Origin of the sequence: Burkholderia sp. 9120 (assembly GCF_000745015.1) — a bacterium.
Taxonomy (GTDB): domain Bacteria; phylum Pseudomonadota; class Gammaproteobacteria; order Burkholderiales; family Burkholderiaceae; genus Paraburkholderia.
In genome coordinates, this window is sequence record NZ_JQNA01000002.1 from 1,605,814 (window position 1) to 1,617,488 (window position 11,675).

Below are 11,675 nucleotides of genomic sequence, written 5' to 3' on the forward strand. Positions count from 1 at the left end.
TCTCAATACTTCTTCCACACCACGCGGTTCACATAATCCGTGTAGCTATGGATGATGCGCAGCACTTTGTCCGACACGTTCGGCATGCTGTAATCGGCGACCTGGCGCAGCAGGCGCTCGCCGCCTCGCGCTTGCGTCGCGAGAATATCGAGGCCCTGCAGCACACGCTCGACTTCCAGGCCGACCATCATCACCGCCGCCTCTTCCATGCCTTCCGGGCGCTCGTGCGCCTCGCGCAGATTCAGCGCGGGGAAGTTCATGATCGACGACTCTTCGTTGATCGTGCCGCTGTCGGACAAGACGGCGCGCGCGGAGAGTTGCAGCTTGTTGTAGTCGGTGAAGCCGAGCGGCTTGAGCAAGCGCACATTGGCGTGGAATTGCGCACCCATTGCATCGACCCGCTTTTGCGTACGCGGATGCGTGGAAACGATTACCGGCAGGCCGTAGCCTTCCGCGACGGCGTTCAGCACCTGCACCAGCTTGCCGAAGTTGGCGTCCGAGTCGATGTTTTCCTCGCGATGCGCGCTGACCACGAAGAACTGTCCGTCGTCGAGCGCAAGGCGCGTCAGCACGTCGGAACTGTCGATGCGCGGCTTGTAGTAACCCAGCACCTCGGCCATCGGGCTGCCGGTCTTGATCACCATGTCGGGCGGCAAACCTTCGCGCAACAGGTACTCACGCGCGATCGAGCTGTACGTCAGGTTGATGTCCGCGGTGTGGTCGACAATGCGCCGATTGATTTCCTCGGGCACGCGCATGTCGAAGCAGCGGTTGCCGGCCTCCATGTGGAAGATCGGAATCTTGCGACGCTTGGCCGGAATCACCGACAGGCAGCTATTCGTGTCGCCGAGCACCAGCAGCGCCTCGGGTTTCTCCGTGGCCAGCACTTCGTCCATCGCGATGATGATCTTGCCGATGGTTTCCGCCGCGCCGCCACCCGCCGCGTTGAGGAAATGATCCGGCTTGCGAATGCCCAGATCGTCGAAGAAGATCTGGTTCAGTTCGTAGTCGTAGTTCTGGCCCGTGTGCACCAGAACATGATCGCAATGCTCGTCGAGGCGCGCCAGCACCCGCGAAAGGCGAATAATCTCGGGCCGGGTACCGACCACGGTCATGACTTTGAGTTTTTTCATCGACGTCGGAAAGAAAGACTGCAATGGCAAGGCGCTTAGAGCGGACAAGCGAACGTGTCGGGACGCGCCCGATCGAAAACTTCGTTCGCCCACAGCATGACGATCATCTCGTCCTGCCCGATGTTGGTGATGTCGTGCGTCCAGCCGGGCACCGTTTCAACGATCTCGGGCTTCTCGCCAGCGGTCACCAGCTCGTGAGTCTCGCCGGTCTGCATATGGCGGAACTTGAAGCGCGCCTGGCCTTTGATGACCAGAAACTTTTCGGTCTTCGTATGGTGATAGTGGCCGCCCCGCGTAATGCCCGCGTGCGCCGTGAAGAATGAAAACTGACCGGAATCGGCGGTCTTCAGCATCTCGACGAACACGCCGCGCGGATCGCCGTAGTGCGGCACCGTGTAAGTGAACGCCTCCACCGGCAGGTAGCTCACATAGGTCGCATAGAGCGCCCGCGTAAGACCGGTGCCGACCCGGTCGATCATCAGCGTGTCGCGGCTCGCGCGGAACCCCTCGATCTGGCGCGCCAGCTCGCCGACCGTTGTCGTGTACTGCGGCGTCACGACTGAAAAACCGCTCGCGTCCACCACCGGATCCGCGCCGTCCATCAGTTGCACGAAACGCTCGATCACGTCGTCCACGTACACCAGCGTGACCTGCGCGTTGACGTCGTTGACCTGGATCGGCAGCCCGCGCGCGATGTTGTGGCAGAACGTGGCCACCGCCGAGTTGTAGTTCGGCAGGCACCACTTGCCGAACACATTCGGCAAACGGAAGAGATGCGCGGCAATCCCATGGCTGCCCGCAACCGCCTGCAACGCCGCCTCGGCGCCGCGTTTGCTTTGCCCGTACGGATTGTCGCGGTCGGCCTGCGTCGACGACGTGTAGACAACCGGCACCTTGCGGTCCGACCGGTCGGCCTCGCCGGCCAGCGCGCGGCTCAACGCTTCGGTCAGATCGCGGTTGCCCGTGACGAACTCCTGCGGGTCTTGCGGACGATTCACACCCGCCAGGTGAAAGACGAAGTCCACCTCCTGCAACAGCGCGGGCAGACGCGCAACGTCGTCTTCACGCGTGAAGCACGTCACGTGGACGTCCTTGCGCTCCGCAAGATGCAGGCGCAGGTTCTTGCCGACGAATCCGTTGGCTCCGGTGATCAGCACCCTCATGACTTACTCCTCCGCGACCGCGTGCTCGCCGCGCGCGATGCGCTGCATGAAGTCCAGCTTCAGTAACAGCGCCTTCATGCCTTCGACGTCGAGACGATGCGTGTTGTGCGAGTTGTAGTCCTCGCCATGCGAATGCTGCGTGATGCGTTGCTCGCCTTCTTCGACGAACTTCGCGTAGTTCAGGTCGCGGCCGTCCGGCGGCACACGGAAGTAATCGCCCATGTCTTCGGCGCAGGCCATTTCCTCGCGGCTGAGCAGCGCCTCGTACAGCTTCTCGCCGTGACGCGTACCGATCACGTGGACCGGGTGCTCCGGCTTGCCCATCAATGCCAGAATCGCCGTGGTCAGGACTTCGACGGTGGCGGCCGGCGCCTTCTGCACGAAGATGTCGCCATTGTTGCCATGCTCGAAGCCGTACAGCACGAGGTCGACCGCGTCGGCCAGCGTCATCATGAAGCGCGTCATGCTCGGGTCGGTGACGGTGATCGGCTTGCCCGCCAGCACCTGCGCGACGAACAGCGGGATCACGGAACCGCGCGACGCCATCACGTTGCCGTAGCGCGTACCGCAGATCATCGTGTCGGTGCCTTCGAGGTTACGGCTGGCGGCGACCATCACCTTTTCCATCATCGCCTTGCTAATCCCCATCGCGTTGATGGGGTACACGGCCTTGTCGGTGCTCAGGCAGACGATACGCTTCACGCCCTGCTCGATGCCGGCTTCCAGAACGTTCTCCGTGCCCAGCACGTTGGTTCGGACGGCCTCCATCGGGTAAAACTCGCACGACGGCACCTGCTTCAACGCCGCGGCGTGGAACACGTAATCCACGCCCCGCATGGCGGACGCCACGCTGCGCTTGTCGCGCACGTCGCCGATATAAAACTTCAGCTTGGAATTCGCGTAACGCTTGCGCATGTCGTCCTGCTTTTTCTCGTCCCGGCTGAAAACGCGGATTTCCGCGATGTCCGAGTCCAGAAAGCGACGAAGAATGGCATTGCCGAACGACCCGGTTCCACCGGTCACGAGCAGGGTCTTCCCGCTAAAGAAATTCATCGAAGTCATTATCAGGTGGTCCTATGCCAGTTTAAGTTTCAGGGAAATAAGCCTCAACGCGAGCGCCCACAGAAAACGGGCCCTGGACCTGAGCACCACGTGCAACGCGCGCCGTTTTTCCACGGTGACATTTTTGCCGTGAATTCGGTGCAGCAGCGTGGGCGTACGCAGATTGAGAACCGAACTGATCGAACTTGCAACCAATGCAAACCAAATGTCATGAGACTCGATGCCCTTCGGAATCGGCAGGCACGATTGCAGCAATTCACGCCTCAGCAAAAAGGTACAGCCAAAATAGGGCGCGCGACCCATAAAAATCGAGCTGATCTGCGCCAGCCGGGTGGCCTTCGTCGCGCCTAGCAGCCGGTATTCGCCCATTTTTTGCCCTTGCGCGTCGATCAGGTCGAAGTTGCTGGCCACGAGGCTCACCGACGGGTCTTCGTTCAGTTTCGCCAGCATGCTCTGAACACGCCCCGGCAACCAGACATCATCCTGGTCGGACAGAAAGATGTAGTCACCCTTGGCGAGCGTCATGGCCTTTTCGAAATTCCGCACATGCCCAAGGTTGATTTCATTCCGGTGGATGCGGATCCGCGGATCGTTATAAGCAGCCAGTATCGAAATCGTTTCGTCACTCGACCGATCGTCGCAGATTACGATTTCATCAGCATCACCAATTTGACTGATAATAGAGTCCAATTGCTCGACAATATAATTGGCACCATTATATGTGGCGATACACACGCTAATCATATTTCCACCCATTTACATCAATTTCATAGCGACTCACAAGTCGTCCGCAAGCAGAAATTATTTACCCCTAATTAGAGGTCCGCGTTTTATTTCTCTCGATTGCCTCGACGAACCTTAACTCTCCGTCGTCGCGGGCGGCGTCCATCATTACCTTGTCCACCCAATAACTCTGATAGGGCACGTAAGAAATAAACGCCGGATCCATCAGAAATTTGAGCAACGCCGCCATTGAAATCATGGCTCCAGCCAGCACGAACAGCGCATTGCGCCGGTCCATAAAATACTTCGACAAGGTACAGGCCTGAATCACGACAGCAAATATCTGAACGCGATTCCAGAAAACCGGCAGCATCCACGCGACCACCTGGAAGAACAGCAGGTAGAACACACTCCATTTCACGAGGCGCGCTTTGTCGTCATCGTCCGAATCACGCATGATCCAGACGAAGAACGCCAGATTCAGCAGAATGTAGCCAATACTGCCGGCGCTCACCTGCTTGACCGTCGCTTCGTCCAGATAAAAAACGATCTTCTCCGAGAACGGCAATGAATCCATCATCCCTGAACTTGCCGCGGCCAGAATCACGTGCACGAACAGGAAGCCAATAACCAGCGTCAGGATCGCCAGGCGAAGCGTGAGCCGCCGGTTGAGCAGGAAGATGACCGGCAGAAAGGCCAGCGAGAAAAAGTGAAATCCCGCCGCCACGAAAATTAGCAAATAGCCAAGCCATTTGCGATGCTGCGCGATAAACATCAACGCTAGCAAAACAAAGGACATGGCGAGCGAATAGCGCGTGGTGGCCATCTGCGTCGCAAGATACACCCACGAATAATAGATCGCGGCCAACCCGCAGAAACTTGCGCCCCACGCTTTGGCGAACCGGTACAACACCAGCCCGTTGACGGCCGCCACAACCAGCAGGAACGTCTGAAAATCGGCCACTCTGCTGAACAACCAGACGGTCAAGACGTAAAGCGGCTCGAACGCCGGGAATTGAGGGCTGTCGCCGCCGCTGAACCCGTAAAGCTGAAGCGCAAGATAGTGATCCCGATAGGTCAACCAGTCATTGCCCGTTTCGAACCGCTGACCCGCGAACACGATAAAGATCGCGAGCGCCAGGTACTCGAACGGAACGACCAGTTCCCCTTTGATCGTGGAGACAAAAAACAGGCCCCAGAGAATGAAAAAGACGGCCAGATAGAGTGTCATGCTGGACGATCCTTCGGCATCTCACTGACCCCGCGCAATCCCGCCACGCCGCGCAATCGTGTGAAAGTCAAATAAACCGCGACGACGAGAAAGATCGCCATCGAGATATTGACCACGACTACAGCCGACAACGCCGAGGCATTACCTAGCACCGCAAGGAATCCAATGGCCAATAGCGCCAGCAGCAAAACATTCGACAAAAGAATAATTCTGCCGGCGCCGACGTAAATCAGTACGCAGTTCGCGACATTCTGCAAATACAGTAACCAGTAAAACAGCCAGAAAAGGTAGACCAACCCGGCGTAAGCCACATATCGCTTGCCGAGCGCGATACCCACCAGGATTTTCGCCACTTCGAAATCGTGAACCACGAAAATCCATAGCATGGCCGCCGCGATCGCTCCAAAACCAAGCGAACGGGTAAAGAAATGGAACACACCCGTTTCGCCGGCGCGCGCGCATTTGGCGAAATAGAGATTGTTGAAGGAAACAAACACCAGCGTTGCCGCCATCACGATCGTCAGCAGGTTCGAATAGGCAGCCAGATCGCCAGTGTCCGCCCGACCGAGAAAATAGCGCGGCACGTTGACGCTCAAACTGGCAAGACAGGCGCCGCCGCCCATCAGAAAATCCGTTCGGGTGGCGATCGCGTTGCGAATTCCAGCCGTCCATGAAAAACCGCATGACCAGATGGTGATCGCGATGTTAGCGAAGGCCAGCAGCATCACCGCCTGCATCAATTCGAGCTTGAGCAGATAAACGGCGAGCAGGCTCAACAGGAAAACCAGAAGGCGGCCGCCGCTACTGGCGAACAGCCCGCGATAATCCATCGTTCTGATTTTCTCGGAGAAATACGGCTCATACAGCAGATCGCCGAGCCGGTAGAGTCCGACCACGAGGATCAGATATTCCTTGTAGACGACCGACACCACCACCGCAATCAGCAGATAGAGCGGTGCCAGTTTCACGCGCAGCGCAGTGGCCTCGCCCCACGCCCTTCTGCCGGCCAGGATCGCTACGCCGTGCTGCATGGAAAACAGCAGGTAAAGCGGCGCCGCGTAGGCAAGCGCCGTCCCCAACCTCGCAGAGTCCTGAAACGTTCCCAGATGGGAATACATCAGGACCAGCAATACCGTTGGCACATTAATAAATACGTTCGAAGCCAGTACCGAGAGATATCGCATTATTTCCCCAACCAACCCTGCCAGCCCACCAATCGACGCAACGTGTTCAATCCAGTATGGGTGGCAACAACAGGGCCTGATTGCGCCGCAAGCGCGAACAAGGCCTATTTATCCCAGCACATCCGCCAGTGCCGGAGCAATGGCGTCTTTCTGGGAAAGGTTCGGCTGCACGCTGACCGGCCATTCGATACCAATGCTGGGATCGTCCCAGCGGATCGAGCGCTCGTGTTCCGGTGAATAGTAGTTGTCCGTCTTGTAGAGAAATTCAGCCTCATCCGACAGCACCAGGAATCCGTGCGCGAACCCGCGCGGAATCCACATCTGCCGCTTGTTTTCGGCGGACAGATGCGCACCGACCCATTGGCGGAATGTCGGCGAATCGGGGCGAATGTCCACGGCCACGTCGAACACCTCGCCTTTGACGGCGCGCACGAGCTTGCCCTGTTCCATCGGGTCGATCTGAAAATGCAGCCCGCGCAGCACACCCTTCGCGCTCAGCGAATGGTTGTCCTGAACAAACTCGACGCTCCGTCCGACGGCCGCATTGAATCGCTGCTGATGAAAGCTTTCGTAAAAAAATCCGCGCGCGTCGCCGAACACTTTCGGTTCGACGATCAGCACTTCGGGAATGGTTGTAGGGATGATATTCATGCCGTCCTCTCGTCTTTCAGCAGGCGCAACAGGTACTGCCCATAGCCGCTCTTGGCCAGCGGCTGCGCGAGTTTGTCGACTTGCGCGCTATCGATGAAACCCTGCCGCCACGCGATCTCTTCCGGACAAGCAATCTTGAGTCCTTGCCGGTGCTCGAGGGTCGCAATGAACTGCCCCGCTTCGAGCAGGCTGTCATGCGTGCCCGTGTCGAGCCATGCATAGCCGCGCTCCATGATCTGCACGCTGAGCTGGCCGCGCTCGAGATAAGCCTGATTCACCGCCGTGATCTCCAGTTCGCCGCGCGCGCTGGGCGTCACCGCCTTGGCGATATCGACCACCTGGTTGTCATAGAAATAAAGCCCGGTCACCGCGAAACCGCTCTTCGGCACCGCCGGTTTTTCTTCGATGCTGACGGCTTTGCCGCTCGCGTCGAAGGCGACCACGCCGTAGCGCTCCGGATCCTGCACGTGATAAGCAAAGACCGTGGCGCCGTCAGGCTGCGCATCGGCTTCGCCCAGCAGGCCTTGCAAGTCGTGACCGTAAAAGATGTTGTCGCCCAGCACCAACGCGCTCGGCGAATTACCCACGAACTGCTCGCCGATGATGAAGGCCTGCGCCAGTCCATCCGGCGAAGGCTGTACCGCGTACTGGAGGTTGATACCCCAGGCGCTGCCGTCACCGAGCATCTCCGCAAAACGCGGCGTGTCCTGCGGCGTGGAGATGACCAGGATGTCGCGAATCCCCGCCAGCAGGAGCGTGGACAGCGGATAGTAGATCATCGGCTTGTCGTACACGGGCAGCAGTTGCTTCGACACCGATCGGGTGATCGGATAAAGCCGCGTGCCGGAACCGCCGGCGAGGATTATGCCTTTGCGCATGGTGCGAATGATCAGGAGAGGATCTGGTCGAGCAGGAAATCAACGCCCTGCTGCCAGTCCGGAAGGTGGATGTCGAAATTCGCTCGCAGCTTACCGGTATCCAGACGCGAATTAGCCGGACGCGGTGCGGGCAGCGGGTAAGCGCTGGACGGGATCGCCTCGATGTGCGCCGGGTCCACTTTCAGCTCGACGCCGCGCGCCGCGGCGTTACGCAGTACTTCGGTCGCATAGCCGTGCCAACTGGTTTCGCCGCCTGCGGCCAGATGGTAGACGCCCGCCGCAAAGGCTTCGCGCCGGCCATGCAGCCAATGGCGCGCCACGATCTGCGCGGTGACGTCGGCGATCAGCGCGGCCGTGGTCGGCGCGCCGAACTGATCGGCGATGACGCGCAGGCTGTGGCGCTCGCGGCCCAGCTTCAGCATGGTCCTGGCGAAGTTGCCGCCATGCGCGCCGGCCACCCAGCAGGTGCGCAGGACCAGCGCCGTCGCACCCGACTCAGCGACGGCCTGCTCGCCGGCCAGCTTGCTTTTGCCGTACACAGATTGCGGATTCACTGCATCGGTTTCGACATACGGGCCGTCTTTGCTCCCGTCGAACACGTAATCGGTCGAGTAATGCACCAGCAGGCTACCGAGCGCCTTGGCCTGCGCAGCGAGTACGCCGGGCGCAATGCCGTTGATCGCCCAGGCGGTATCGGCGTCGGTCTCCGCCTTGTCGACCGCCGTGTAGGCGGCGGCATTGACGATCACGTCGGGACGCCATTGCTCGACTACGCGGCGCAATTCGTCGGGACGCGACAAATCGCAAGCCGTACGGTCGAGCGCGATCACGCGGCCCAACGGCGCGAGACTGCGGCGCAACTCGAAGCCGACCTGGCCATTGCTACCCGTCACGAGCAAGGTGGGAATGCGCGTTGCCTCAGGCTGCATAATGCTTCGCCAGCCAGTTCCGGTATTCACCGGTCATCACGTCCTGCACCCAGGGCTGGTTGTCCAGATACCATTGCACGGTTTTGCGCAGACCCGTTTCGAACGTTTCGGCCGGTTTCCAGCCGAGTTCGCGCTCGAGCTTGCGAGCGTCGATCGCATAGCGCCGGTCATGGCCGGGGCGATCCTTGACGAACGTGATCTGCTCCCGATACGAGCCGGCCTGCTTCGGGCTCAGTTCGTCGAGCAGGTCACACAGCGTATGCACCACGTCGAGATTGGTCTTTTCGTTCCAGCCGCCCACATTGTAGGTTTCGCCCGGCTTACCGCGTGCCAGCACTTCGCGAATCGCCGCGCAATGATCGCCGACGTATAGCCAATCGCGCACATTCAAGCCGTCGCCGTAGACAGGCAAAGCTTTGCCTCCCAACGCGCTAGCGATCACCATGGGGATCAGCTTTTCGGGAAAGTGGTACGGACCGTAGTTGTTCGAACAATTCGTGGTCAGTGTGGGCAGACCATACGTGTGATGGTAAGCGCGCACCAGATGATCCGCGCCGGCCTTGGTTGCCGAATACGGGCTGTTCGGCGCGTACGGCGTGGTTTCCGAGAATTGCGGGTCGGTCGGCGACAGCGAGCCGAACACTTCGTCGGTGGACACGTGCAGGAAGCGGAATGCAGCCTTGTCCGCATCGTTCAGCGTGTTCCAGTAAGAGCGGGCGGCTTCGAGCAACGTGAACGTGCCGACCACGTTGGTCTGCACGAAATCGGCCGGGCCGTGGATCGAGCGGTCCACATGGCTCTCGGCGGCGAAATGCAGCACCGCGCGCGGCTTGTGTTCGGCAAACAGCGCGTCCAGCGTGGCACGATCGCAGATATCGGCGCGCACGAAGACATGCAGGGGATTGTCCTGTTGCGATTTGAGCGTGCTCAGATTGCCGGCGTAGGTCAGCTTGTCGACGTTCAGCACTGCTTCGCCTGAGCCATCGAGCCAGTCGAGCACGAAATTGGCGCCGATAAAACCGGCGCCGCCCGTTACCAGGATCATGAATTTCCCTTCTAGATGTTGATGGCGGACCGGGTTCGCCTCACCGGTTCTGCACACCCTGCGTGGTGGTTTCGTTCTCGTCGACGTGGCGGCGGCCGCTGCTCATAAAGGGCAGACACTCATTCGCCGACTTTATGACGCCCCCAGATTATAAAGCTGTCCCGGGCAAAAACCAGAACCCTAACAACTTGAAACAGCTTGACAAATCGGTCGCATAGCAGCCGGCTCTCGCCGCCATGCCCGGCGAATGAGGAAACCCTGACTCGGTGTACGCAAGGGCGTTGTATCGCCAGCTGGAGCGCCCTTTCAGGCAGACAGGAAAAGCTGATGACCCAAATTGGGCGACCGCCCTGTCATGCCGACAGGCGACATGGCGCCACGAAAAGCATGGGATGAAATACCGAAAACGAAAGGCTGACGGTAGCGAGCAGAAAGCTGAAAGGGAATCGGAACGTATCCGTGGGAATTCAGCGGGCGGAAGACGCTGGATTCGACCGGCCAGCGTCGAGCGCACTCAATGCGCCACACCGCGACCGTGGGCCGCTCAGGCCGCCAGCATCCAGCGCAGCGTCTCCATGAACGGAATCGACTCGACCGCCGGCGCCAGCGAGCGCAGCTTCGCCGGAGACCCGGCCAGCATCTTGACGTCGGTTTGCCGCACAAAGGCGGGATTGATCTGAATCTCGAGCTCGTGACCGGTCAGTTCGCTCGCCGCGCCCAGGATCTCGCGCAACGTGTACGGCGTACCCGTGCAGACGTTGACCGTCTCGGACGACACGTCGGACGCGAGCAGCGCCTCATACGCCCCCGCCACATAGCGCACGTCGGAGAAATCACGCGCCACATCGATATTACCCAGTTCGATCTGCGGCTCACGCCGCGCGAAATGCTCGACGATCTTCGGCACGAGGAAGTTCGACGTCTGCCCGCGCCCCGTGTAGTTGAACGGCCGCGCGATCAGGATCGGCAGGCGGTCGAACCAGGTGCGCACCATGGTTTCCATCGCCGCCTTGCTGGCCGCATAGTGATTGACCGGCGTGACCGGGAAACTTTCGTCGATCGCGTCGCTGGTCACATTGCCGTAGACGTTCGCACTGCTCGCAATCAACAGCTTGCGCGGCGTGTGGCCGACCGCCGCGCAGGCCTCCAGCAGATTCAGCGTGCCGATCACGTTGACGCGGTAAAAGTCGAGCGGATCGTTATGCCCGACGAAGCTGATCGCCGCCAGATGGACGATATAGTCGGGCCGCGCGATCTCGATCACGCGCCGGCAGGCGTCCGGCGACGTGATGTCCAGACGCAGGCATGTAGGCGTTTCCTGCGCGTCGCGCGCACCGACCGTTTCGATCACGGTGTGGCCGCGACCCAGCAGTTTCTCGACCAGATAGCGGCCGGTAAAACCACTTGCACCGGTCACGAGGGTGCGGAGGGGTGGCTGCGGCTGAGACGGCGACATGCTTGCTGTATTCATGAGAGACGTCCTGTTGTATTGCAATATCACGGGCAGCTTGCGGCGCGCGCGGGCGGCGGCCAGCGCGCCTTGCGCCACCGGCCTCGCCGGCCGTGCGGTGCGATATTCGTGCATCAAACCGACTATTATGTCACGCTAGCATGTTGCACTGCTCAACGCGGCACGACTCGTGCGTCACCGCGTGGTTCGAACCGTACTCACTTCC

General features: G+C 59.9%; 11 protein-coding genes. All 11 read right to left on the reverse strand.

Features of this window, described 5'->3' with window-relative positions:
• Positions 1 to 2: 2 nt before the first annotated feature.
• A complete protein-coding gene (wecB, locus tag FA94_RS15425; RefSeq protein ID WP_035552671.1) occupies positions 3 to 1,133 on the reverse strand; it encodes a non-hydrolyzing UDP-N-acetylglucosamine 2-epimerase in 1,131 nt (376 codons plus the stop codon).
• A gap of 35 nt (positions 1,134 to 1,168) precedes the next feature.
• Positions 1,169 to 2,296, reverse strand: coding sequence for a UDP-2-acetamido-2,6-beta-L-arabino-hexul-4-ose reductase (gene wbjC / locus FA94_RS15430; RefSeq protein WP_035552675.1), 1,128 nt, complete (start codon positions 2,294 to 2,296; stop codon positions 1,169 to 1,171).
• A 3-nt stretch (positions 2,297 to 2,299) separates the two neighbouring features.
• Positions 2,300 to 3,358, reverse strand: coding sequence for a polysaccharide biosynthesis protein (locus FA94_RS15435; protein ID WP_408306294.1), 1,059 nt, complete (start codon positions 3,356 to 3,358; stop codon positions 2,300 to 2,302).
• Positions 3,359 to 3,370: 12 nt separating this feature from the next.
• On the reverse strand, positions 3,371 to 4,114 hold the full coding sequence (locus FA94_RS15440) for a glycosyltransferase family 2 protein (protein WP_063771781.1): 744 nt from the start codon (positions 4,112 to 4,114) through the stop codon (positions 3,371 to 3,373).
• 55 nt (positions 4,115 to 4,169) lie between these two features.
• The gene (locus FA94_RS15445; protein ID WP_035552679.1) at positions 4,170 to 5,312 is read right to left on the reverse strand and encodes an EpsG family protein; all 1,143 of its coding nucleotides are present in this window, start codon (positions 5,310 to 5,312) and stop codon (positions 4,170 to 4,172) included.
• The gene (locus tag FA94_RS15450) at positions 5,309 to 6,496 is read right to left on the reverse strand and encodes a hypothetical protein (protein WP_156126637.1); all 1,188 of its coding nucleotides are present in this window, start codon (positions 6,494 to 6,496) and stop codon (positions 5,309 to 5,311) included. Before FA94_RS15450 ends, FA94_RS15445 begins: the two co-directional genes overlap by 4 nt.
• Before the next feature lie 108 nt (positions 6,497 to 6,604).
• Positions 6,605 to 7,147, reverse strand: coding sequence for a dTDP-4-dehydrorhamnose 3,5-epimerase (gene rfbC, locus FA94_RS15455; RefSeq protein WP_035552684.1), 543 nt, complete (start codon positions 7,145 to 7,147; stop codon positions 6,605 to 6,607).
• On the reverse strand, positions 7,144 to 8,025 hold the full coding sequence (gene rfbA / locus FA94_RS15460; protein WP_035552686.1) for a glucose-1-phosphate thymidylyltransferase RfbA: 882 nt from the start codon (positions 8,023 to 8,025) through the stop codon (positions 7,144 to 7,146). The genes rfbC and rfbA overlap by 4 nt, the downstream gene beginning before the upstream one ends.
• An 11-nt stretch (positions 8,026 to 8,036) precedes the next feature.
• Positions 8,037 to 8,954: a dTDP-4-dehydrorhamnose reductase gene (gene rfbD, locus FA94_RS15465; protein WP_035552690.1), complete on the reverse strand. Its 918-nt coding sequence runs from the start codon at positions 8,952 to 8,954 to the stop codon at positions 8,037 to 8,039.
• Positions 8,944 to 9,999, reverse strand: coding sequence for a dTDP-glucose 4,6-dehydratase (gene rfbB, locus FA94_RS15470; protein ID WP_035552691.1), 1,056 nt, complete (start codon positions 9,997 to 9,999; stop codon positions 8,944 to 8,946). Before rfbB ends, rfbD begins: the two co-directional genes overlap by 11 nt.
• Before the next feature lie 544 nt (positions 10,000 to 10,543).
• A complete protein-coding gene (locus FA94_RS15475; RefSeq protein WP_408306298.1) occupies positions 10,544 to 11,470 on the reverse strand; it encodes a GDP-mannose 4,6-dehydratase in 927 nt (308 codons plus the stop codon).
• Positions 11,471 to 11,675 lie beyond the last annotated feature (205 nt).